We start from the raw sequence: 22,967 nt of genomic DNA on the forward strand, positions 1-22,967 counted from the left end.
CACCAGCAGGAACTGCACTATTCGACTGGCTGGTACATCATCTGGCAGGCGGCGATGTCGAACTTTTCTCGCCGCAGGAAACCGTCACGCGTGCCCGCAGCAAACTCGGCGAACACGGCTATAGCCTGCTGCTCAACAACTGCGAGCATTTTGCCCTATGGTGCAAGACCGGTATCGCCCAGTCCGCCCAGTCCGCCCAGTCCGACTACCTGCTCGAATGCTTGCAGATGCTCATGCCGCCCCTGCCCCAAAACAAAGAAGACTGACCAGTCAATTGACCGGTCAGTCTTCTTTGTTTTCCGTCCTGTATTATATTCCTGCGGCATGGCCAGATAATCATGGCCTTCAACCGGCTACGATTGACAAGCAATGCTCCTAACACCCAAATCACTGCACCAGCAGCAGGAGCACGGCCAACGCCGCTGCCATTTTTTCTATCCGTTTCATTACGTTTGCTTGTTCTCCCCCTTTGCTTTCCGGTCAGTGACTTGCAGGCTTTTGATACTGCGCAGCACGTCATCCCGCGCCGCCTCACTGCCAGCATGATAGAAATACGTCACGATATAGCTGTTATGAGCAATGGGATAGGAAGCTGCCACGATTTCATAGGCCTTGCCATCCTTTTGGCCTGTAAACTCATATCGCCAGACCGGGCGGCCATCTATCGCCATCAAGTCCGCTTCCTTCAGCACCACATCCTTGACCTTATAGCGTGCCAACGTCTTATACACGCGCTCCGGCGGTGTAGGGTCAGCCACCAGCTCAACAGGTTCATCGCCCCATGGCTGCAAATGGGCATCGACAAAAAAGCGGTTGCATTTCGCTTGCCAAACCTTACAGTCCTCATCTTCCCCTGGAAGTGCTTTCAGTTCCCGCGGTACTTGCATCTCTATCTGGCTGGTATCATTTACGGCCAGACAAGACGATGGCCAGAACACCTCGGGGAAAACAGCATACTTGAGACAAGCCATGCCCCAAAGCAAACAAGCAAGAATAAATATACGCGTATGTTTCACCTTCCCCATCAATTTATGGCTATGCTTTCAATAGCCCTTTCCAGCATAGCCTTAGCCATATCATCATCCTCGGCACATTGAAAATAAAAGAGCCAGACATCCCGTCCCGCTTGAAAGCCTAAGTATTCCTTGCGGTCGTTTCCATCCACACCCTCGATGATATGCAGCGGCTTGTTGCCCGCTAAGCGAAGGCCCTCGCCCTGTACGTCAAAATTGCCCGCTGCCTGAGAAAATGCCTGCCGGAATCCGGCCAAATCAAAACGAGGCGCAGGCGCTGCTGTTTCTAATACGCCATGCAAAATCCGTATCTGATATCCGTCCGCTGCCGCCTCAAACTCGCTCAAGCTCACATACGGCGCAGCCGCTGCCGGCTGTTTCTTATCTGGCTGCACAGGCAAATAAAACGAAAATGTCCGTCCGTCACGCATCGTCTCGGCCACGGGATAACATAGAAAAAAATCATCCGCTGCTGTCATCTCGACCTCGGTCCGCCAAAGCAGATTTCCGGGAAGTACTTCATAAAGAACCAGCATAATCACACCAATATTCCTCAACCACTTTTTCCTCTTCTTGTCCATCTTTCCCACCCTTCTTTTCAGCTTATTTTCATTTATGATACCTTACAAAACTTAAAGCGTACCTAGTCTCCCATTAGCGTCTCATTAAGAAAAGCCCCACGCTTACCGTGAGGCTTTCCCGTTTGGCCAGCAGCTGGCTATCCTATTAAGTTCAATACGCGTTGAGTGTTTTCTCCCAATACGGCCGCGGCGATTGCCGGCGACGGGCTCATGTATTCCACCAACTGGCGGGCAAGCAGCGGCTAGCCATAGGGAGCATCCGAACTGAACATGCAGCGCTGGGGCAGTTCCGCCAGTGCCATCTTCACGGCCTGCATGGCTTGGAAAATAACTCCTATTTGCCGCATCTGTCCTTCATCCCCCGGTGCGAGCTCACCGATACCGCATAATAGGCAATAAGACCTATGCCCAGAACGGTCAACAAAAAAATCTCGTGGCTCTACTTTGGCTCTACAAACACCAAAAAAACACACAAAAAAAGACCCCGCGAAAACATCACGAGGCCTTGATAGCACTAATGGTGCCGGAAGCCGGACTTGAACCGGCACGTTGTTGCCAACGGCAGATTTTGAGACTACAGCCTACATTTTTATAAGTTCATATCTCTTGATAAAGGTCAGTAGCTTCAAATTTTTTCTACTCTTGGCTAGTATAAATTCATAACACTTTCTATAGTTTGAAGAAGGATTGGCCATACATTGGCCATACATTTTTGCTGTTTCGGAAAGGTTGTATTGTCAAACAGTAAATTATTCAAAATCAACTAACCTGTAGCGATAATTTATTTTCGCTACAGGTTTTACTTGTCTTTTGACTGCCGATATAGTATATTATAAGTGTAGCGATATTTAATTACAGATACACAAAAGGAGGCCACCATGAGACAGGTAGCAGACAGCAACCACACCGCATCCTTAGTGGACATGCTGCAGCAGGAGAACACCGAGCTCAGACGAAGACTGGCCGAGGTCGAATCAAAATATGCCCACCTCCAAGGGATACATAAAGCTCGCGAAGAACAGTATCAGCAATTAAAGGCCGAGAAAATGGAAGTCGAGCAACTGCTGAGGGAAAAGACCCAGTTCATCATCGAAGACCAAAAAGAACGCAATGCCGCCGAATATGCCGAGGCCATCCGCCGCGCCCAGTTCGCCAAACGCGGGCCTAAGACGAATGTGAATCTGCATAAGGACATCATCTACTACCGCAACCAAGGCATGTCGATCCGTCAGATTGCCAAGGAGCTTAAATGCAGCACCTCCACCGTCCAGCGAGTGCTGCGAGATAGTAGCGATAATTAAATAGGAATACTATTTTGAGACTGCTTCGGCAGTCTCTTTTTTCGTGGCGAGCCGGATGCGAGCCTTTCCGGCGCAGGGATGCGCGGTGTCGATGGACGACGTGGACGGCGCAGCTGTCCACCCAAGGACATGGACACCCGTGACCTGTTGGAGCGGTGCGCGGGGACGGGCTGGCGAGGGACTGGAGCCGGCCGAGTGGGTCGAAGCTGCCTACCATGGCGGAAATAGTGCGAAGACCTGAGCACCCGTCATGGCAGGCAACTGAGGCCCCGAGCGCCAAACGCAAGGCCATCGCCAGGCCGTCCCCGCCCCTCTTCGTGCGTCACTTATGAGGAGCTGCACTTGCGGCGTCTTGGGCGAAGTGGACAGCAAAGCTGTCCACCCGAGCACTATGACGCTTTGACCGGTCAGATTTGACTTGTCAAAGGACGGCAGGAGCCGCCATCAGCCGAGTGAAGCGGAGGGCTGCACGGGCAGACTGCAGCGGAAGGAGGTTTATGGCGTGTCCTGCCGCGACGCTTGTGGGGAGACTTGCCTGCCAGCCTTGCTAGTTGCGTATACCTATGGCCATGCCGAGCAGTTTGGGCGGGCTCAGGGACGAGCCCGCTACGGGAGCCGGATGCGGCCACTGGCAGGAGTATCGCGAACGCGCATGCTTTTCAATAACTGTGGCTATCGGAACTAAAGCCCCGTGCCCTGCACGGGAGGGGCCCGCTTGCGGGAGGGTTAGTTCCGATAGCCGTAAAGCAGTTATTGGAAGGCATGCAAGACGGCGGGCCTTGCGTAAGCCGCGACGGAATCCGCAGGGGAGCTTAAGCCGTCCGGCTGCTCTCTCCCCGGGTCATGCTTCGCTGTTGACATGTCAAATTGACCGGTCAAAACCTGCCGACGGACGGTGGCTGACCGAGGACTGAGGCGCGGCGGGCGCACTCCTGGCACGAAGTTTTGAGCAGCACCGCACGACGGGAGCGCAGCGGACGTGGTGCGCCATCGCAGTTTGAGGGCCGCGAAAGAACCGACTGGGCGCGAGGTGGCTGTGCCGCTTCACAAAGGCTGGAGCCTGCACGCGGTATCTTGCGGCAGCCTGCCACGTCGCGCCCAGCCTCTCGTGAGGAGCTGCCAGGGTGTGGCGGGCGGGCGCGTCGCTGTAAGGGATGGCTCGATGTAAACCTCCCCCTTTTATTGATATCTTTTGTTTATAAGAGTATACTTAAGTATTATCAGTATAAGGTGGATTCCTACATGAGTGAACTAAAAGACTTTATCGAAGCTATAGCATCTATCGCTGCACAAGGCAACGTCGATGAGAATATTAACCTAGCTCGTCAGACGGTAAAAGAACTCAATCGTTTTCTTTACAATACACATGATGGTATTGGGACAACTTATGAACTGGCCAAAAATCGAGCGTATATTTCCGATTTTCACAAGTATTGGCACAAACACCATAAAGAAATTTTAAACCTTCAAATTGATGAATCATCCTGTACCTTAGTAGCAGATGTTCTTCATAGTGTATTTATACGCACCAGTGGCAAAGCCTTTGGTTATGTATATGATCGTTGCGGCCTTAGTGATGAAGAAGTCTGTCATGTACGTTTTTTGACAGCTAACCAGGATTTTCGTGGCTCCAGAAGTTTCGCAGAATTAGCTGCAATATACAAAAGAACCCCTGATATATTCAACTTAAAAAGCATTAGCAATAATCCACAACAATTTTTGAATGCCATCAATGTTTCTTCGCTTTCCCAAACTGACAAACGAATCACTTTCGCTAAGAGTATCGCAAATTTTGTTTTATCCAAAAATACTACACCATATCAGCTTATAGATTTATACAATCGTGATTTGGTTGCATTGAAAAATGCTTTAATAAATGAACGAGGCACAGGTTTTAAGGAAAAGAAAGCCAATATGTTTATCCGAGACATGTATGTGCATGGCGTATGGGATAATGTTACCGGCATTGAGCAAATCAACGTCCCCAGCGATATTAATACCATGCAGGTAGCAATGCGAACCGGTATTGTAAAATCTTCCATTCCACTGCTTTCTAGTTTTATGGATATGTTCAGCTATCAATATGATGAAGTAGATAAGATAGTAGCCGAAGCATGGAAACGTGTCTGGGAAATTTGGTGTGCCAATTATCCTAAAGAAGAATGTTTGGAAAGCCCTGTATTACTGGATTATTTTATTTATAATACTGTCGGGAAAGAATTCTGTAAAAATAGCCTTTATCTATATGAATGTGCAGAAGACCATCATTTTTCCAGCCTTTCTTCTAATATAAAGCTTTGCCCTATTTGTAAGGAAGAAAGTACCGCAAAAAGAAAAGCTCTTCCTAGAAACCAGCGGGGTGCTGTTCCAATCTTAAAAACGCCATGCATACATCGCAATGTTTTGCCATGTACACATCCAGATGGACATATTGCCATAGAACAAACCACCTTCTATCAAAAGCACTTAGCTAACCCTAATTTTTTCGAATGTCCTTTCCGTGCGTTATGTGATCAAAATGGCAAGCGTTCCTTACAAGCGCCAAAATCCATCAGCATTTCAGCATTATTGGTCAAACTGGCTGGGAAAGAACCTATGCCACCGAAGAATCTGGTGGCGGCGGGTTGATGTCCTGAGGTAGAGAAGCATAGCATAATACTGGATATAAAATGAGTCATAGTGGGTTGCCCACTATGACTCATTTTATATCCTCCAATCAATTTTGACCAAATTACTTCCGAAACACAAATAGATATTCATGGGCGATCAGCAGGAAATTATATTTCACGCTGTTGGTTTTCCAATAGCCAGTGGCCCGGCAATTATGCTGTTCCTTGATAATCAGTTCCTTCAATGTGAAGCCAACTTCCTCAAAAATCTTCATCACGTCAAATGACATGGGCACCATGCAGCCTTTTTTGCGGGTATCGCCCATTAGAATGGCGCAGAATTTATCCTTTTTGAGTACGCGGTAGCATTCCCCGGCGACTTTTTTCATTTCTTCCAAAAAGTCAGCTATTTTCAAGCGGGAGAGATCTTCTTCTATATCCTCGCTGTACTTGATAATATCCGCATAGGGAGGGTGCGTGCAGATAAGATCGACGTGTTCGTCGGGAATAAAGGAAAGATTACGGGCATCGCCTTTTTTCAGGTAGACCTTACCATTGGCTCCTTCATGCTCGAAGTCCGTTTTTTCCCGGCAGCGTTCAAGGGCAACATCGTTTACATCCACGCCAATAATATTGCGGTTCAATAACTTGGCCTCGACAAGCGTGGTGCCGCCACCGGCGAACTGGTCAAGAACGCAATCGCCTTCCTTGGAGTAGCGCAGCATGATATTGCGGGGAATATAGGGCGACCAGTTTCCCCGCCACTTGGCGTCATGGGTAGCCCAATCACCGCGCTTGGGAAACGTCCAATGGGTGGTCATTCTAAGTTCAAATTCCTCCGGTTCCCATTTTTTTATCTTTTTCATTTTAGGTGCAGGCACTAAAGCTACAGTATTATTCAAGGCAGATCCTCCAGATTTATTATTTTCGATCATTTCAGATCGTTTTGTATTGAATAATATAGCATAAGATCCCTGATCCATGCAAGTATTGTTTTATCCTGCCTCAATCTTTGTGCGTTCCTTGCTGAATAACTCCCGAAAAGTCTCTGTTTTATTGATTTTTTGTAAAAAAATGAAGGCCAGTTTCCAAACTGGCCTTCATTCTCTTTGTGTCAGATAGTCTATTGTTTATTATTGTTTGATTGCATAATAAAAGAGATCCTCCGGCGGGCGTCGCCTCTCCCGCATCCCTCGGGTTACCCCTGTCATGCCATCGGCGTGTGGTCGCAACGAAATTTACCACCTCAGAGAATCTCTATCATCACTTATATTATATCAGTCTGTATTCCGTTTGTAAAGAATATGCTTGTTGCGTACATAACTTTCCCAACGAGTCTTGCTAATCCGCCAAGCCGAAATAATGGAATTCTTGTAGCCGGGCTTATCACCGGACGTATGAAGGCGCAAAACCAACTGAATCCTTTTGCCGTTTTCTTCCACCATTTTCAGAATCAGCCCTGTATTGGCCTTATCCCGCAGAATATAATCAGGCGAACGGACGGCCTCGCCCAAAAAAGGTGCAATATTTTCGTATTCTCCCGGATGGTGGTCTTCAATATGCCCAATCCGTTCATCCGTAATGATTACCTCATCCGTGGTAATATCCTCGGTAACGCAGGCGTAAATGTTTTTGTCGATTTTTCCTATAAAATGCACAGTGTAGTCCTCATCAATAAATGCTTGTTCTATTCTATCACAGCATACGCCTTATTTCCATCTATATTCGCCTCGGCCTAAAAATTCTACATAACCTTTATCACGCAAAATTTGCAGCTGCTGACGGATTTTGGGTTGAACATTGTGGTTTTCCCGATGACGTTCCTGCAAATAAGCGGTAAAACCATATACATCCTGAAGGGAAAACTCCTCTTTGCCCAGCTGTTCCAAACAGTAAAGCACATCCATCAACCAACCCCGGGCGGTGATTTTACTGGTGGCCAGCTCAGATGTAGCGGAAACTTTCTGGCATACACACTGCGGATCGAGAACTTCTCTTTGCTGAATGACAGGGATTTTCCCCTGGGAAGGAATATTTTTCCATGCAATATTGCAACCTGTCCAGCCTGCACGGCGGGCGTTGGGGCCAAGTGGCTTCCGCTTGATGATGACTTCTGCCGTAAAAAAGTATTTGGGGATAACCCAAAGATTTTCGACCATGTATTCCGAACGGTTGTATTCCATAACAAACAAATGCGGATTGTGGTCGTCCATAAGCCGGGCCATCATGGTATCATAAGCACCATCCGCAATTATCCCGCCAAAGGGGCCATTATGGCTTTTCAATTCGAAAACATTTCGGCAGCTAGGGCAAAGCAAATCCGCCACGGGCTTATTATTTTGCAGTGGTTCCAAATGGGGGGCACCGCACATTACGCAATACATGTTGTCAGCGGCCCATGCCTCCGTTATTACCCGGGCTTGCTGTTGCAGGCTATGGTAGGAAGCGCCCAAAGAGGCGTCCATGCGTATATCCATGCCGGTTCTCCTTTGGTCATTTTTTCTCAAAACACTTTAACAGACGACGCTTGCCTTTGGGATCATCCTGATCCGGATAGCTTATCACGCCTTTAGCACCCTTGGCCGCCATTTCGTCAACGAATTTGGCAAGGGCAATCTGGTCATCATCATTAAAGCAGTCCGCCGTGTAGGAAGTAAAGCTGGCCGTAGCAGTGAGCGGGCGGTACGGCGGATCAAAATATACAAAGGTATGCTCGTCAATAAAATCCCGCGCCTTGCTGTAATCGCCGCAGACAATCTCTACATTTTGGAGCTTCTGGGCAATGCCCCGCAAATTTTCTTCATCACAAATCAATGGCCGCTTGTAAGCCCCCATGGGCACATTGTAAGCACCTTTTTTATTGACGCGGTAGAGGCCATTAAAGCAGGTCTTGTTCAAAAAGATCAGCAGGGCGGCACGTTCCACCTGATCCGCATCGCGGCCAGCCAGCTTCAACTCATTGAACCGGGCACGCATTTTCATATAATACGCCTTGCGCCCTTCGGTAAGCTCCGGCAGATAAGCCGCCTGATACTCCTGCAGACGGACAATCAGCTCATCCACGTTCTCCTTGATGGACTTGTAGGTACCAATCAGTTCCCGGTTCACATCGCTGATGTAAACGGCTTCAAGGTCAAATTTATTCAGCACATCAAACAGAACGGCACCGCCGCCCACAAAAGGCTCGGCATACTTTGTGAACTGACCATCATCAAAAGGATAATAAGTGGAAATCTCCGCCAAAAGCTGACCTTTGCCGCCCGCCCATTTCAAAAAAGGCTTCACGCCCGGCTGCGGCTGTTCCACATAACGCAGGCTCCGCGCATCCTGCGGCTTTTCGGCATCAGCAGGAATAATCCACACATTTCCCACCATTTCCGCATTCTGTATACGATTTTCCGCACATAAAGTCGAAACCCGCCGATGGGAAATCCCCCATTTAGCGGCAGCTTCTTTTGCAGATATAAAGGTCATAGATGTTCTCCTTTGTCCATAAACTCTCAATATTATTATATTCTAGAGCTAGAATAATAGCAATATCACTTCTCAGAAAATCCGCGCAAAGAAAACAAACAGCGGGCGGCTGACTTGTCAAAAATTGACTTGTCAGCCGCCCGCGTGCAGGGAATGGGATTATGAGAATGGCAGTAACTTTGGCTAATGCCGCTGGAGTTCCTTGATGAGCTCCCCGATCTTGTCCGTCAGATTATCCATCGACCGTTGGAAACGGGTCAAGAGGTAGAACGTCACCACAATCGGGAACCCCACGGCCGATATCGCCGTCAGGATCGTCTGCTCCATGGCAGCATCCATCAGCCGACGATTGCCTCATCCTCAACCGTGCGGACGATTGCGATATCCAAAGACACCAGCGGCATGCCACTGATGATGAAGAACTTCTTGGAAGTAATCTTTTCCACCAGTTCATGAATTTCCGCAGGCGTGATGTCATCACGCGGATTGGCAAATACCAGCTCCGCCTTTTTTCCATCGAGACGGTTGAATCTGACAATAAGCGTTTTTTTCATAATAATACTCCTCCTTTACGCTCAACCCTGAGGAATAAGCGACGCACTATCCTCGCGGACAATCGCATGGAGACTGCGCGCCTGCAGCCGCCCCATAAGGACAGCCGTCTCGTACATATCCGCATCCGTTACCTCCGGATTCACATGCGGGAACGTCACCACCGCATAGACATCCTTGCCTGCCGAGTTCTGCCCCTTAACGTATTTGAGCTTCAGCGCACAAGTCTGATCTTCTCTCTTGGCTTCCATGATAAAACCTCCTTCAGAAACGCAACAAAGCCGCCCGGTCGTCACCCCGCGCGGCTTCGTTGCGGAATGACAACCATATATATCAAGCGCCTCGCGCCAGATACCAAAATCCAAAGGTCAGCATTCCGCAATGCTTCAATATTTCGTTTCTAAGGTCAGTTTACCGAGTTGACCGGTCAAATGCAACAGATTTCGTGATTTATCCTAGCGCCTAAAGCTTGAGGTGCTAAAAGAGAAACTTCTGAGAAAGGATTTTTTATAATGCATTGACAATGTCCCCCCCCATTATACAATTAGATTAGTAATATAGACTAAGTTGTATAGTTGATTGGAGGGATATTCTATGGCTAATCAGTACAATGTTGGTTTCACTATTAAAAACGGTTCTTCTACCAGCCGCGGAAATGCAACCGTTACAGCAAACTCCACCAGCGAAGCTCGACAGAAATTTAGCGATCATCATCCTCAAAATGGGCGCACAACTATCACCAGTGTTAATAAGAAAAAATAAGTATCATTTTGATGGGCTTTAAAGATGCACAGCCCCTAATAAAAGGCGATTCACTGACACAAGGGTCTGCGAATCGCCTTTTTGCCATGTTATTTCATAGCCTCTTTTTCTCCACTCCCCCTGCCAGTAATCCGTCCCCCATCGCGCAGCGCCCATGCTGATATAGGCGGAGAGAAAAATATCCTCCAAACGTATTGTTTGTTAGAAAAAACTTGACGCATATAGATAGCTATGCTATATTCTAAGTAAGGAAAGGGCTATCCCTTCCGGTGCTTATGAGCTTAGCCGCTTGGTCAAGGGAGTGGTTAAGGGAAGCTTTCTATCGGTTTGTGCATTAAGCCAGAACTTGAATAGGCATGTCATGCATGCTGAAAAGAAAAATGCCAACATGATTTGATTGCCTAGAGCTATCCGGCTCTAGGCATTTTTCTTTGGAGGATACACGTTGGACGCTTTAACCGCAGCCCTTACTATATACGAACGATTACTGAATAAGGATTTCTATATCACAATTGCCAAAAACGAGGACAAGCGCATCCTGCACCTTGTATTCAAAAAGGCAAACTTCCCGCATCTTTTAGGAATCACGAAACTTAAAGATCTTGCGAAAATTAACGGCGCAAAGCCTGCCGCACTGTATAACAAAATAAAGTGCGGCGAAATAACCTGGGAATACCTTACAAAAAGCAATATTTTTGCCGACATAGAAGAACGCATCCACGACTTCGCACGGGTTGTGCAAATCATCCAAAATCTGCGCAACCGAAAAATCATCATCCAATTCAATCCCAAACGTGCAGGCACCCTGATTGAGGCGGATTATCTGATGTACAGCCAGGAGGGACTGGAATATCTATATCTATTCCTTGTAAAGGAACTTGGCCGTGATGCACAGGATAATCAATACGTTCCTATGTCGTTTTTTTGCACAACAAATTATCGCTACTTGCAAAATCAGACCGTATATAATGTTTTAGATGTAAAAATCACGCCTTTTCAAAAACGGCCTAAAAACAAGAAATAACCAAGAAAAGCAGCCGGATTGACCGATACGTTCACCCCGGCTGCTTTTCTTTTAACTACTCCCCTGCCAGTAATCCGTAACCCCTCTAGCCAGCGCCCTTGTGATTTCATCGCCGTGCAGCGTCAGCACGCTCACATCGTCGCTGTCGATAAAGCCCGTTTCGACGAGGACGGCGGGCATGTTGGTATTCCTTAGCACACAGAAGGTCGGGTGCTCGTAAACGCCGCGGTCACGGTAGCCTTGGTCGATGGGCTGGATGGCGGCTACGAGCTGCTTCTGGATACAGTGAGCCAGCCGTTCGCCTTTACCGCCAAGATTATAGCAATAGGTTTCCGCCCCGCGACCGCCGCCCGCGTTGACGTGGATGGAGAGGAACACGTCGGCTGCCCAGGCGTTGGCCGCATCACAGACACAGGGATAGCCCGGACTTTCACCGGCCAGATTATGGCTCTGCAGAAGCCGTACCTCACAGCCTGCCGCCTCCAGATATTTACCGCAAAGGCTGCCATAGGTTATGGCCAGATCGCACTCCCGCAGATGAATGGCGGGATTCACGCAGCCAGGGTCGGGATTTCCGCCCAGCGCATGGCCGGGATTGATAAACACACGCATATTCTTCCCCCTCAGTTCACGATAAAGCCCTCACTTGTCGTTTCCGTATGATAGGTGTCCTCACTCTCAAAATCATGGGAATAGACGGTATACGTGCCCTCCTCCACGAGGCTTTCGCTGATATCGAGGCAGTCCCCGAGTGCGTTCATCAGCGCATCCGTCCACTCGTCAAAGTCAAAGAACGTCCCTGCCACATGGGGCATCGGCGAAGCAAAGAAACAGTCGCCGCCCCGCGGTGCATGTTTTGCCTCTGCCTCCTGTACTGTCTCCACAGAAAGCTCCTCTGCCTGCCGCAAAGCCCCAGAAGATACCGCAGGCGATAACGATTCTGCCGGCGCAGCGGGCGGCTTATCCGCTGCCGCCTCCGCCGTTTCCGGCAGGGATTGCCCTTGACCGGTCAACGCATAGACAAAATGGCGGCAGGATTTCGAAAGCGTCACCAGCCCCGCCGCCACCAGCTCCCGCCGCGCGGCAACGATACTGCCATGACTGAGCCCCGTACGATCGCGCACCCGCCACTCGTCCAGAGAACCGCCGCCCGTCTTTTGCAGATAAGCCAAAAGCAAGGCCGCCTTCCGCGATAATTCCATATAACCTCCCCCTTTCCGAAACGTCCGCCATGTTTCAATGCGGCACATTATTTTTGTAATTATCGCTATATGTTTCACTATGAAACACTGCCATTACCGGCAACGGCCTGCCGCCAGCCTGCCCATCCGCCGGCAGGCTGTGCAGCCGCTCCATCCGGCGGACGTTGCGCAGCAAGCAATTCCGGCCCGCAATCGTTGACAAGTCAATTTCCCCATCATATAAAGACAGCTCCGCGGCATAATCCCACTCAATGGCCGCATAAATCCCCTGCCATAGAGCCGCCAATCCCGCCTGTCCATGCACGGCCAGTGCTTGGCAAAGCACCACAATATCACCGCCGGAAAGATCTGGCACCCCGCAGGGCTCGGTAAGCCGTGCCGGTACCAGAATCCTTGCCGATGTTTCAGATTGCAACTGCCGCTTTAGCTTCTCCTGCAGCCGATACCACTTGCGCGTCAGCTGTCCATAGGGGTCGCTTTGTACAAGCACCGCCCCGATGATGAGCCGCTGGACATTATCCAGCCGGACACAAACCAGCTTTTCTTTCTCCATTCAGTTTTCCCCCTTTTCCGCTTCCGTCACGGCGGCCAGACAAATACCATGCAGCATGGCCCCCTCATCCGTAAGCTCGATCACCGGCAGCTCCTCCTGCCCGGAAACCTTCGTGAGCACCTCGGGGGCCTGCCGCAACCAGTCAAGGATCAGGCATTCCATCGCATCAGCTCCCCGATATTTCCTACAATCTCCATGTAACCCCATGCACATAGCAGGGCCTTCTTTCCTCTTTACGTCGTTGTCATCAGCAAAAATCCGAAATCTTAATGAACCATTCCCGCCCCCGCCTGCGCTAACTCTTGACGGCCTCCCTTCTGCGCCTTTGGCATCACCAACGTCCCTGGGCGGATGCAGGACAGCAGACAATAGCCGGCCATATTGCGGCCACCGTACTTTTCATGCAGCAGATAACCGCCTTCGACCAGCTCATGACGCGCCTTTTTTACCATCGACACACTCATCCGCGTCCCGCCCGCAATCTCTGAGAGCGACAGCCGCAACGGAAACTGCCAAAACACCTCATTGGCCCGCCACATCAGCCAGCCCCACAAAGCCTGCGCATGCGGCGACAACGGATACAGGGTCTGACGCTTGTAAAAAAAACGTATCTCTGAAATCCAGCCGCCTACGCTGTCCATCAGTGGGGACGGGATGACGGGGCAACACCTGGCAGGCTGCCCGCCATCCCCTTGGCCTGCTCCGCCAGCCACGCATCGGCCGCCCGCCGGTGAATCAAAATCTTGATGCCATTGCGAATAGCCGGGAACCCCTCCACATGTGACAGCTGGCGGATACAAGTCTCCCCGAGCCCCGACACCGCCGCAAACTCCTTGACCGTAAGCAAAATTTTCTGTTCCTGCAAAATCCACACAACCTTCCCTGAACAAAAACCAATAACACCTGTACATTTTGACTGGTCAAATGTATTTAATCCTCCTCTCTTTCTTTTCTAATAAACCTGTAGATATTACACATTTTGACAAGTCAACTCGCAAAATCTACTTGTATTATATATCGCTTCCTTCGGATTGTCTAGTATTTTATACAGTTTTCTTCGTAAACTCTCGCATATATTGCGAAAATGTGATAAAATAAGACATAGAAAGGAGGGTTTACAACGTGACAGTTCATAACAAAAATTTGACCGGTCAGGAACCATTCAACATCAGGCTGCACCGCCTGCGCGAAGAACACCGGCTTACCCAAAGCGAAGTCGCCAGTGCCTGCGAAGTCACTGCCACCGTCTACGGCAACTGGGAACAAGGCCGCTCGCTGCCAAGCATCGACCGCCTGCCGGTACTTGCCCAGGTATTCCACACCACCACCGACTACCTGCTCGGGGTCAAAGCCGAAGACGCTGCCGAAGTGCTCCTCTCTCGTATCCGTCAATTGGACGAAAACGAGAAAAACGCCATCGAGCAGGTCATCGCCTCAATGCTTGGCCACAACAGCCGGAAAAAATAAACGTCCACTACTAAATAAAATCTTTATCTCGTCTTCTTCTATATCTTAGGACAGCCGCCAAACTGCGCCCGTCCTAAGACGGGACAACCCCTGCGGACATAATAAAGCCGCAAACAAACCGCAAACAAATCTGCAACCACGCCCGCAACACGGGCCAGAAAGATAGCTATCCACAGTTTATACACCAGCTATCCACAAAATATCCACAACGTTATCCACATACAACCTTTCCGGAACTCACGACGGATCATCCGTCAGAAGGAGTGAAGGAAATGACAACCACAAAGAAAAACAGCAACCGCAAACGCGCAGATCACGAAGGCACGATTTATTACTGGCAAAGCCGTGGCAAATGGGTTGCCCAGATACGCATGGGAACCAATCCACGTACCGGCCGTGCCATAAAAAAAGTCAGCTACAAAAACACAAAGGCAGAAGCCCTGCAAGCCCTGGAGGAACTGAAGGCAAAATATGCCGTTGTTACGCATATTGACGCCGATATCATGACCACCAGGGACTGGCTCCTCAAATGGTATGAAGTGTTTTCCAAGCCCAAAATCCGCGGCAACACACAACAGTTATACCGACGTATCATCACCATCGCGAATGAAGAAGTCGGCAACATCAAACTAGACAAACTCACGGACATCGACCTGCAGGAAATTATTTTCCGGCGGCTCGGCTTGCACTATCGCACCGCGCAGCTATTCCGCACCATCATGAAGGCCGCATTCCGTCGGGCGGTCAAAAGCCACCTGATAAAAGAATCGCCGGCCGAAGACTTGGAACTGCCGAAAAAACCAGCCAAACGTAAATTTGCCAAACCAACCGCCGAAGCCTGGCGAAAGCTCATCGAATATCCCAGCTCCCGCTACTATGGTTGGCGCTGGATACTGCTCACCGAATTTGTAACCGGCGCACGTCTCAGTGAAGTCCTTGGCCTGCATTGGTCCGACCTGACGATTCACAAAGACACCAGTGGCAATCCAACCAGTGGCAGCCTGCACATCCAGCATGCGCTGTACCTAGGAACAAATATCGCCCCACGCCAACCGCGCCCCGTACTCTTGGGAAACACAAAAACCAGCGAAGGCAACCGCATCCTGCCACTGCCCCCAGACTACTGCCGCGAAATCATGATCTACCGCAAAAAGCAACTAGAACAACGGCTTATGATGCCTGCGTATAATGACCAAGGCTTCATCTTTACCAAAAACGACGGCAATCCTATAAACCCAAGCTCATTCAGCTCCTATTATGCAAACATTCGTCGAAAACTCGGAATTGCTACCACGTTCCACATGCTAAGGCACGACATGGCCAGCCGGATGAAAAAAAATCGTACCTTCGACCTCAAAGACATCCAAAACCAACTCGGCCACTCCAGCATTCAAATAACTATGGATATTTATACCCATCTGGACGACGAACAACAACACGAAATCAGCTGCTGGCTCGAAAACGGCATGGATGAAATCTTCGGCAAAGATACTGAGATTCCCCAAAAAGCACCTACAAAAAAAGACCGTTTCAGGGTAGAATAATCTGCCCCGCTAAAACGGTCAAAAACAAATTGGCCATACATTGGCCATACAAGCATCCCAAAAACGCACGAAAAAAGACCCCGCGAAAACATCGCGAGGCCTTGATAGCACTAATGGTGCCGGAAGCCGGACTTGAACCGGCACGTTGTTGCCAACGGCAGATTTTGAGTCTGCTGCGTCTGCCAATTCCGCCATTCCGGCAAAATGACACTTACGTGCGTCATCAACGAATATTAGTATAGCACCGAGTATTTTATTTGTCAAACATTATTTTTATTTTTTTATTGTTTTATTTTTTATCCGGTTTATCCCAGCCTTTGGCTTGTACTTCTTCTCTCGTCTTCTGTTTAATTTGCTCGCTGTATTTATCTACTTCCTTGCGAACAGCCTGCAAATCCTCTTCATGATAGCGATACTCTCGGCAACGCTCATTATAATCTCTTGCCATATTATTGTATTCCTGCGTCCCCTTCTCATTTCGTTTATTCACGCAGGCTTTTACTTCGTCAATTTTGATATCCATAAACGCCATCCAACGAAGTTCTTCCCGGCTCCAAGCGCCGCGCTTCCCCTTAGGTGGCTTGGACATTTTCAGCGGCAGACCCATAGACTCTTGTCTTTCAGCATCTGTCATTTCCTGCGCAGCCGAGGCATCGATATATTCATAATACATGGGCTTGATTACATAAACCATCAGCGCAGCCAACATCAAGTAAACGATGCCTTTGCCCAAGCCACGCAATATTCCTGAACCTCCGCTCGACTTTGCGGAAACTTCCGCCGTTTCCTCTTCCTCAGCCTTAACTTTTAAGGCCAGCCGTGCCGCTTCCTGCTGAAGCTGCTCATTCTTATCATCCATAAACATCCCTCTTTCCGCCCTTATGGCATACCGGCAGTTGAATTTTCAACCGCAAAAATCCTTTTATAGGATAGACCGGATTTATTAAATGTTTATGCACTTTTGCTAAAAATCTGATAAAAATAGCCTTTTGCCGCCAAAAATGCCCTCATAAATCCGATTCCATCCTCCGATTTATGAGGGCACTACTATAAGTTTCAGTTATCATCCACCACCTAAAGAGCGGCATTTCGCCCGCACTCCGGATAGAGTTTTTTCTCCAGCCAATTGGGCGAAATCTGGCGGCCACGAGGCATCAGCTCATCCAACAAACTGGTCTCAGCCCAAAGCAGCGCCTTAGTCTCATCCGCCAGCGCGGCAAAGGCCTTTGGAGTTCTCCCCCGCAACTGTCCCCTTATGATTTCATCGACCGTATCCGCAGCTACCGCCGCTTTTTCCAAGGGATGTTCCTCCGTCTCTGTTGCATCCAGGGCAAAAGCCAATTCATGCGCAAAAGTCCGAAGCCCTGTCTCCAAGTTCTCAATCCGCGATTTCGGAATCCACTCCTCAAAATGCCGCTCAGACAGGAACTCATTTAGTCTTCTTTCCAACGTTTCGTGGTCACACATAGCAATGCCTCCTTTGACCTCATACCGGCCTCCACCGATATGAATGGGATTGTCTTTCCTGACGATACATTTCGACAGCAAAGGAAAAACCACCTGTCGAGCCTGCAAATTTCATGTTACAGGATTACACAATCGTTATCCATTTTCGCAATTTTCTATGGCTAAATAGAAGGAATTCCCCCTCCCTAAGCGAATATAAAAAAGCAGGGGGAATAGGGACACTCTAATATTACACATTGGTAATTCTTGAGCGTTTTTTAAGAAAGGGGAAATTCTATGAACAAGAAAAAACTTTGTGCAGCACTGATGGCTATGAGCTTCATCGTAGGCACTGGCCTGAGCATGGACGTTGAGGCCGCCACTCGTGCCGAAATTGCCAAAATCAGTGTGAAGGAAAACGGAAGCAACTTCCAGTATTGGAATAAAGATTCTGCTTCCTTCAAGGCTCTCACGAGCTATGTCAAAGATGTAACCAACAAGAAGAGCAAAAACTACATCCCAGAAGAGGATCGCATTGCTGTCTTCGATATGGATGGCACGCTGCTCGGCGAACGCACCCCTTGCTATTTTGAGTGGATGATGTACCTCGAGCGCGCACTTAACGATCCAACCTACACCCCCTCCAAAGAAGACCGTGAATATGCGCAGGTCGTAAAAAAGGCAATTGAAAATCAGTCAATTCCCGAGGATATGGAAGGCAAAGAGGCAAAATCCCAGGCTTCCGTATTTGCTGGCATGACGCAGGACGAGTACAACGCCTTCGTCAAGAAATTCATGGAAACGCCAGCTGAAGGATTGACGAATCTCAAACGCGGCGAAGAGTTCTATCTGCCGATGGCAGAAGTCGTCTCTTACCTCAAGGAAAATGATTTTGATATCTGGATTGTATCCGGCTCCGACCGTGACGCCCAGCGTGTTTTGATGGATGGCGTACTGCCAATCAAACGCGACCACTTCATCGGCACGGACATCATGACCCTCGCATCCGGTCAGGGCAATACGGACGGCCTGGAATACGTCTACGATAAAGATAAAGACACGCTGGTACGCGGACAGTTCGTCCTAAAAGACGTCAAGATGAACAAAGTATCCAACATTGCCCGCGAAATCGGCCGCCAGCCGGTTCTCGCCTTCGGCAACAGCTCTGGTGATGCTTCCATGTTCAACTACACCATCAGCAAGAACAAATATAAGGCACTGGCCTTCTCGCTCTGCTGTGATGACCTCGAAGACGATCTCGGCAACATCAAAAAAGCCGACAAGATGAAAGCAGACTGCCAGAAGAATGGCTGGATTCCAGTATCCATGCGCGACGACTGGAAGACCATCTATGGTTACAACGTAAAAGTTGCCAAATAACAAACGATAAAAAAGACCCCGGCCTGGTGTGCTCCCCGTCAAGTGGACAGGTAAAAAAATAAAAATATTCATTGCTGCTCGCAACTAATGCGAGCAGCTTTTTTCATGCAGCTCCAACCAGTTTTTCGTGGTACTCACTTGGGGTTCGTATGCCTAAATGACGCTGTGGTCTGTCATAAGTGTAATATCTTATATATTCCTCAATTGACTCAACCAACTCTTGCCGAGAAGTAAATCTGCGTCTGTAGTACATCTCGCGCTTCAAGATACCCCAGAAGCCTTCCATGGGGCCATTGTCTAGGCAATGTGCTACACGGGACATGCTTTGTGTCATACCGGCCTGTTCAATTTTGGCGCGGAACAACTTATTGGTGTACTGAAAGCCACGGTCACTATGAAACAAGGGATGTGCTCCTGGATTGGCTTCAAGAGCTTTGTCAAAGGTTTGGAATACCAACTGGTTATTGTTGCTGTCACCAATAACATAGGCAACAGGCCGGCGATCACAGAGGTCAAGGATGGCACTCAGATATACCTTTTTAACGGTTCCGTATTCAGGAAAGTACTTGAATTCGGTCACATCCGTAACCCATTTCTGGTTGTATTTATCTGCATGGAAATCCCTGTTGAGTACATTCTCTGCTGTATAGTATGGATCAACAGCAGGCCTGGTGCAACAGTTGTGACGTCCTTTTATTACGGAGTGCAGTCTCTTCTTGCGGCATATGCGCAGGATACGCTTGTCATTAGCATGCAGGCCATGGTCATGCTCAATCTTATCTCGAATCCTTCGGTAGCCCATATCTGGATGCTCCTTATGGATTGATTCTGCCAGGGCAGCAAGCTTCTGGTTCGTTTCTTCGTTTTGTCCCAACTTCCTGTGAAGCCATTTGTAATACGCAGCCCTGGTTACACAGCCCAACCTGCATAACGCCTTGACTGGATAATCCTTACAGATACTGCTGAGCTCCAGTATCGCCCGGTAGGTAGCCGTATTACGAGTTCTGTCTAGTATCACCTCCTTTCCAATTCCTCGAGTTTTTTTAGAAAATCTATCTCCATCTGCTTTTGTAGCAACTGAGCCTTCTGCATGCGGTTTTCATATCTGAGCCGTTCCAGCTCGTTCATCTCAGACTCAGGCTTTCTGCGGCCTCTGCCGTCCTTGAGGCCTTCGATTCCCTTTTGGTCATACTTCCTGACCCAGGTATAGACCTGCTGGTAAGAAACATCGAATTTCTCCGCCGCCAAAGCATAATCACGGCCATTTGCAATGCAATCCTCCACAATGGATACCCGTTCATCAAATGTAGTTTTTCTGCCTTTAGTCACGATGGTGCTCCCTCCTATACCGGATGGTTTAAGTTCCTCGTGACTATTATACTTCATAATCCAGTCTTGTAGCTGTCTCCGCGAACGAAGTCCGTATTTTCGGCATATAGCATCTTGTGAATCCACGCCAGAAAGATAATCGTGGATAGCAGTTTCCTTAAACTCAACAGAATAGCGCTGATGATGTCGTTTGAAGAATACATCCGGGCCACAAGCATCATAGTTACGAACCCATTGCCTGAAGGATCTTCTGTCAATACCTGCATCCGCGGCTATGGAGGCATAACTGCCCTCTCCACGTTTATACTTTTCAATGAAGTGGATTTTCTCTTCGGGTGATAATCTCTTCTTGTACATAAAATGCTCCCTATCAAGCAGACAGTTTTATTATTTCTTCTGTCTACCTAATAGGGAGCATATCAGCCCTGCGAACACTTCGCAGGGCCGGGGCCTTTTCGTCCCAAATCCTTTTTAGTTTCGTTTTTCCCAATAGTTAATACGCAACGTATCTCCCGTACGAATATCCCGTTTCAGCAACCATTCATTGAGTTCCCGGATGCCATCGATGAATTCATGAATTTCCCGGGGCCCATAGGTATTTTTCTTCATATATTCTCGCGCGATACTCTCCAGCGTATCGCCGCTTTTAACCGTAACAGTCACTTCCACGAGATTCCAGTTCTTCTCGGCTGCTTCGGCGTTCATTCCCCCAAGGCTAATGAACAAGACAGCCATCACTACGACAAATGCCTTCTTCATTTTAGCTTCCTCCTATCGAACATCTATCCCTCTATCTACCATCAGTATAAATGTTCTTTCGAAGAAAAGCAAGTTTTTTGTCAGAATACTCTGTTGACTTTTATTTTGCCATCTGAGCAGTCAGCGTCCGCTCCATGCACTCCCGAATGATGCGGGCATAGGCAGCACAGCCTGCATCATTCGGGTGGATGCCATCAGCGGACAACCATTCGGGATGCTTGGATACTTCTGCATACCAATCAACCACAGTAACATTGGGATGCTCGGTGGCAACCTTTTGCAGATACGCATTGTTGGTGTCCTGCCAAGTGAGGTTTGGTCCATAGATATTAACCCAGAAAATTTTACGCTCTGTTCCTAAAATCTTGAGCAGTTCCTTCGTCTGCTCCTCATAACGCGCCTGTCCGGCAATCGGGCCATTAGTTCCCAACGCGATGACAACGACATTGCCTAACTGCCCCTGCGCCGCTAAGCTCTGCGCCACAGGGATACCGCCGCCTACATAACGGGATACTTCACCATCCACAATTGCCCCTGGGAGCGCCTTGCGCACATCCCCAGAAGCGCCGAGCAATACCGAGTCGCCGATGCAGGCCACCCCAGTCAATTGCTGGGTCACCAGTTTAGCCTGATCTTCTTTCTGCTTTTTCGCCAGCTCCGCAGCCTCAGCAGCCGCACGGGCATTGGCCTCCGCCTGCGCCGCTTTCTGTGCTTCGAGCTTTGCCTTGAGCTCCGACGTCTTTTGATTCGATGACGCGACAATCCCATAACCGCCATAGCCCATAAGCGCAACCCCCGGCGTAGTGACAATCAAGAAAAATACGCACTGCGCTGCGATAAACGAACTGCCAACAGCCGGCCGCTTACGCTTCAGCAAAAAGTCTACGATAGCATCCGACCAAATCGTCAGCAGCAAAATCGCCGCCAATTCCAGTGCCCAATACTCCGGCCATTTGGTCCAGCCCAATCGATTAAACAAAAAGATTACCGGGTACTGCCAAAGAAAAATCCCGTAGCTGTGGCGACCAATCCAGCGCAATAACGGCATATCCAAACCACGACCAAGCTCCAGCCGGTCATCTGCCACCAAATGAATCAACCAGCAGAACAGCAGCGTCATCAGCAGCATTCCCCACTGATAGGTCGAAGCCGCTTGTCCATCCATCAACGCAAACGCAGGAAACGCTACCATGAGAATCCCGGCAAAGGCCAGATATTTTAACCAGCTGTAACCACCAGTCGAACGGAACTGCAACCCCGCCGGCTTCATTCCCCCACGCCAAAAACCAAGTGCGGAGCCCAAAAGCAGCGCATATACGCGGGTATCCGTTCCATAATAAAGGCGCGTGACATCCATCCCCGGCTCATACTGAAACGGCATAAGCACAGCCGCTGCCAAGCCCAGCAGCGCGAAAAACACCGCTCCGCTCCGTTTGCCAAACACATTGGCCCAGAGAACATAGACCAAGAACAATACCGGCCATATCAGATAATACTGAAGCTCGATGCCCAAAAACCATAAATGGGTAAACGGGGACGCATTGGCCATGCGGGTGAAATAATCCGCATTCTGATCAATCTGCCACCAGTTGTTATATCCCAAGAGTACCGACTCCACCTCGGGACGGATTGCCGCAATAACATCCGGTACCAGGAAATGGAAGATTCCAATCGTCGTGAGCATCATAATCAAAAGGGACGGATAAATGCGCTTTATCCGCTTTCCATAATACCTCAGCACGTGAAACGAACCATTCTCCCAGCTTCTCACGCTCGTGAAAGCCAGCAAAAAGCCCGTCAACACAAAGAAAAGGGACACACCCAAATAGCCGCCCTTTACCGTGTCCGGAAACATATGAAAAAGCGTGACGCCGACAATAGCCAACGCGCGAAGTGCATCCAACCCCGCAATGTGGTTCTTTCTGCCCAGGCTTTGAAAAACATTCATTCGATAACACTACTCCTAATCTT

30 protein-coding genes, 1 tRNA gene and 1 pseudogene are annotated in these 22,967 nt (G+C 49.0%); 9 read left to right on the top strand and 23 right to left on the bottom strand.

Going from position 1 to position 22,967, the window contains the following annotated elements:
* Window positions 1-41 precede the first annotated feature (41 nt).
* Window positions 42-116 (top strand): annotated as a pseudogene (locus tag T504_RS14890) (hypothetical protein); the annotation flags it as partial.
* 39 nt (window positions 117-155) lie between these two features.
* On the opposite strand, the gene T504_RS14895 reads toward T504_RS14890, so the two are convergent.
* The 3 genes from T504_RS14895 to T504_RS0104000 all read right to left on the bottom strand — a co-directional run bounded on the left by T504_RS14895 (window position 156) and on the right by T504_RS0104000 (window position 1,594).
* Entirely contained in the window at window positions 156-326 is a 171-nt protein-coding gene (locus T504_RS14895; RefSeq protein WP_231473854.1) for a hypothetical protein, read from the bottom strand.
* 120 nt (window positions 327-446) lie between these two features.
* Window positions 447-971 carry a hypothetical protein gene (locus T504_RS0103995; protein WP_156033466.1) on the bottom strand — a complete coding sequence of 175 codons (525 nt, stop codon included), beginning with the start codon at window positions 969-971 and terminating at the stop codon, window positions 447-449.
* A gap of 53 nt (window positions 972-1,024) precedes the next feature.
* Window positions 1,025-1,594 (bottom strand): hypothetical protein, encoded by a 570-nt coding sequence (locus tag T504_RS0104000; protein WP_033169779.1) that lies wholly within the window; start codon window positions 1,592-1,594, stop codon window positions 1,025-1,027.
* Between the two features lie 878 nt (window positions 1,595-2,472).
* Here T504_RS0104000 and T504_RS0104005 point away from each other — a divergent pair.
* From T504_RS0104005 to T504_RS13625, 3 genes are all read left to right on the top strand, one after another.
* Window positions 2,473-2,895 carry a helix-turn-helix domain-containing protein gene (locus tag T504_RS0104005; protein ID WP_033169780.1) on the top strand — a complete coding sequence of 141 codons (423 nt, stop codon included), beginning with the start codon at window positions 2,473-2,475 and terminating at the stop codon, window positions 2,893-2,895.
* A 502-nt stretch (window positions 2,896-3,397) separates the two neighbouring features.
* Window positions 3,398-3,580, top strand: coding sequence for a hypothetical protein (locus tag T504_RS0104010; RefSeq protein WP_033169781.1), 183 nt, complete (start codon window positions 3,398-3,400; stop codon window positions 3,578-3,580).
* Between the two features lie 557 nt (window positions 3,581-4,137).
* On the top strand, window positions 4,138-5,523 hold the full coding sequence (locus T504_RS13625; protein WP_051635191.1) for a hypothetical protein: 1,386 nt from the start codon (window positions 4,138-4,140) through the stop codon (window positions 5,521-5,523).
* A 103-nt stretch (window positions 5,524-5,626) separates the two neighbouring features.
* Here T504_RS13625 and T504_RS0104020 read toward each other — a convergent pair whose 3' ends face one another.
* From T504_RS0104020 to T504_RS0104045, 7 genes are all read right to left on the bottom strand, one after another.
* Window positions 5,627-6,406 carry a TRM11 family SAM-dependent methyltransferase gene (locus T504_RS0104020; RefSeq protein ID WP_231473855.1) on the bottom strand — a complete coding sequence of 260 codons (780 nt, stop codon included), beginning with the start codon at window positions 6,404-6,406 and terminating at the stop codon, window positions 5,627-5,629.
* A gap of 375 nt (window positions 6,407-6,781) precedes the next feature.
* Entirely contained in the window at window positions 6,782-7,162 is a 381-nt protein-coding gene (locus T504_RS0104025; protein WP_033169782.1) for a PBECR2 nuclease fold domain-containing protein, read from the bottom strand.
* 51 nt (window positions 7,163-7,213) lie between these two features.
* Entirely contained in the window at window positions 7,214-7,981 is a 768-nt protein-coding gene (locus tag T504_RS0104030) for a DpnI domain-containing protein (RefSeq protein WP_033169783.1), read from the bottom strand.
* Between the two features lie 16 nt (window positions 7,982-7,997).
* Window positions 7,998-8,978, bottom strand: a complete 981-nt coding sequence (locus T504_RS0104035; protein WP_051635192.1) for a DNA adenine methylase — start codon at window positions 8,976-8,978, stop codon at window positions 7,998-8,000.
* Between the two features lie 183 nt (window positions 8,979-9,161).
* A complete protein-coding gene (locus T504_RS14170) occupies window positions 9,162-9,317 on the bottom strand; it encodes a YvrJ family protein (protein ID WP_231473856.1) in 156 nt (51 codons plus the stop codon).
* The gene (locus T504_RS0104040) at window positions 9,317-9,532 is read right to left on the bottom strand and encodes a DUF2922 family protein (RefSeq protein ID WP_033169784.1); all 216 of its coding nucleotides are present in this window, start codon (window positions 9,530-9,532) and stop codon (window positions 9,317-9,319) included. The genes T504_RS14170 and T504_RS0104040 overlap by 1 nt, the downstream gene beginning before the upstream one ends.
* 21 nt (window positions 9,533-9,553) lie before the next feature.
* Window positions 9,554-9,781: a DUF1659 domain-containing protein gene (locus T504_RS0104045; RefSeq protein WP_033169785.1), complete on the bottom strand. Its 228-nt coding sequence runs from the start codon at window positions 9,779-9,781 to the stop codon at window positions 9,554-9,556.
* Between the two features lie 343 nt (window positions 9,782-10,124).
* Here T504_RS0104045 and T504_RS14560 point away from each other — a divergent pair, with 343 nt between their 5' ends.
* The gene (locus T504_RS14560) at window positions 10,125-10,292 is read left to right on the top strand and encodes a hypothetical protein (RefSeq protein WP_156033467.1); all 168 of its coding nucleotides are present in this window, start codon (window positions 10,125-10,127) and stop codon (window positions 10,290-10,292) included.
* 445 nt (window positions 10,293-10,737) lie between these two features.
* The gene (locus T504_RS0104050) at window positions 10,738-11,316 is read left to right on the top strand and encodes a PBECR4 domain-containing protein (protein WP_033169786.1); all 579 of its coding nucleotides are present in this window, start codon (window positions 10,738-10,740) and stop codon (window positions 11,314-11,316) included.
* A 51-nt stretch (window positions 11,317-11,367) separates the two neighbouring features.
* Here T504_RS0104050 and T504_RS0104055 read toward each other — a convergent pair whose 3' ends face one another.
* From T504_RS0104055 to T504_RS0104075, 6 genes are all read right to left on the bottom strand, one after another.
* A complete protein-coding gene (locus T504_RS0104055) occupies window positions 11,368-11,928 on the bottom strand; it encodes an N-acetylmuramoyl-L-alanine amidase family protein (RefSeq protein ID WP_033169787.1) in 561 nt (186 codons plus the stop codon).
* An 11-nt stretch (window positions 11,929-11,939) separates the two neighbouring features.
* On the bottom strand, window positions 11,940-12,518 hold the full coding sequence (locus T504_RS0104060; RefSeq protein WP_033169788.1) for a MarR family transcriptional regulator: 579 nt from the start codon (window positions 12,516-12,518) through the stop codon (window positions 11,940-11,942).
* A 34-nt stretch (window positions 12,519-12,552) separates the two neighbouring features.
* Window positions 12,553-13,071, bottom strand: coding sequence for a hypothetical protein (locus T504_RS0104065; protein ID WP_033169789.1), 519 nt, complete (start codon window positions 13,069-13,071; stop codon window positions 12,553-12,555).
* A complete protein-coding gene (locus T504_RS14565) occupies window positions 13,072-13,233 on the bottom strand; it encodes a hypothetical protein (RefSeq protein WP_156033468.1) in 162 nt (53 codons plus the stop codon).
* Window positions 13,234-13,337: 104 nt separating this feature from the next.
* Complete coding sequence (locus T504_RS14750; RefSeq protein WP_197018678.1) at window positions 13,338-13,784, bottom strand: helix-turn-helix domain-containing protein; 447 nt, start codon at window positions 13,782-13,784, stop codon at window positions 13,338-13,340.
* Window positions 13,712-13,936 (bottom strand): helix-turn-helix domain-containing protein, encoded by a 225-nt coding sequence (locus T504_RS0104075; RefSeq protein WP_033169791.1) that lies wholly within the window; start codon window positions 13,934-13,936, stop codon window positions 13,712-13,714. Before T504_RS0104075 ends, T504_RS14750 begins: the two co-directional genes overlap by 73 nt.
* Window positions 13,937-14,193: 257 nt before the next feature.
* Between T504_RS0104075 and T504_RS13810 the strand changes: the two genes are divergently transcribed.
* Window positions 14,194-14,538 (top strand): helix-turn-helix domain-containing protein, encoded by a 345-nt coding sequence (locus tag T504_RS13810; RefSeq protein WP_051635193.1) that lies wholly within the window; start codon window positions 14,194-14,196, stop codon window positions 14,536-14,538.
* A 272-nt stretch (window positions 14,539-14,810) separates the two neighbouring features.
* Window positions 14,811-16,082 (top strand): site-specific integrase, encoded by a 1,272-nt coding sequence (xerC, locus tag T504_RS0104085; protein WP_033169792.1) that lies wholly within the window; start codon window positions 14,811-14,813, stop codon window positions 16,080-16,082.
* A gap of 114 nt (window positions 16,083-16,196) precedes the next feature.
* On the opposite strand, the gene T504_RS0104090 is transcribed toward xerC, so the two are convergent.
* The 3 genes from T504_RS0104090 to T504_RS0104100 form a co-directional block, all read right to left on the bottom strand.
* A tRNA-Leu gene (locus tag T504_RS0104090) sits at window positions 16,197-16,283 on the bottom strand.
* Window positions 16,284-16,371: 88 nt separating this feature from the next.
* Complete coding sequence (locus tag T504_RS0104095; RefSeq protein ID WP_033169793.1) at window positions 16,372-16,941, bottom strand: hypothetical protein; 570 nt, start codon at window positions 16,939-16,941, stop codon at window positions 16,372-16,374.
* A 215-nt stretch (window positions 16,942-17,156) separates the two neighbouring features.
* A complete protein-coding gene (locus T504_RS0104100; protein WP_156033470.1) occupies window positions 17,157-17,630 on the bottom strand; it encodes a hypothetical protein in 474 nt (157 codons plus the stop codon).
* A 195-nt stretch (window positions 17,631-17,825) separates the two neighbouring features.
* Between T504_RS0104100 and T504_RS0104105 the strand changes: the two genes are divergently transcribed.
* Window positions 17,826-18,908, top strand: a complete 1,083-nt coding sequence (locus T504_RS0104105; protein WP_033169795.1) for an HAD family hydrolase — start codon at window positions 17,826-17,828, stop codon at window positions 18,906-18,908.
* A gap of 103 nt (window positions 18,909-19,011) precedes the next feature.
* Here T504_RS0104105 and T504_RS0104110 read toward each other — a convergent pair whose 3' ends face one another.
* The 4 genes from T504_RS0104110 to T504_RS0104125 form a co-directional block, all read right to left on the bottom strand.
* Window positions 19,012-19,926, bottom strand: a complete 915-nt coding sequence (locus T504_RS0104110) for an IS3 family transposase (RefSeq protein WP_197018679.1) — start codon at window positions 19,924-19,926, stop codon at window positions 19,012-19,014.
* Complete coding sequence (locus T504_RS0104115; RefSeq protein ID WP_033169796.1) at window positions 19,923-20,594, bottom strand: helix-turn-helix domain-containing protein; 672 nt, start codon at window positions 20,592-20,594, stop codon at window positions 19,923-19,925. Before T504_RS0104115 ends, T504_RS0104110 begins: the two co-directional genes overlap by 4 nt.
* Window positions 20,595-20,708: 114 nt before the next feature.
* A complete protein-coding gene (locus tag T504_RS0104120) occupies window positions 20,709-20,996 on the bottom strand; it encodes a LysM peptidoglycan-binding domain-containing protein (protein ID WP_051635194.1) in 288 nt (95 codons plus the stop codon).
* Between the two features lie 100 nt (window positions 20,997-21,096).
* Window positions 21,097-22,944, bottom strand: a complete 1,848-nt coding sequence (locus tag T504_RS0104125) for an acyltransferase family protein (RefSeq protein ID WP_033169797.1) — start codon at window positions 22,942-22,944, stop codon at window positions 21,097-21,099.
* Between the last annotated feature and the right edge of the window lie 23 nt (window positions 22,945-22,967).

It is taken from the genome of Selenomonas sp. ND2010 (genome assembly GCF_000702005.1).
GTDB lineage: Bacteria > Bacillota > Negativicutes > Selenomonadales > Selenomonadaceae > Selenomonas_A.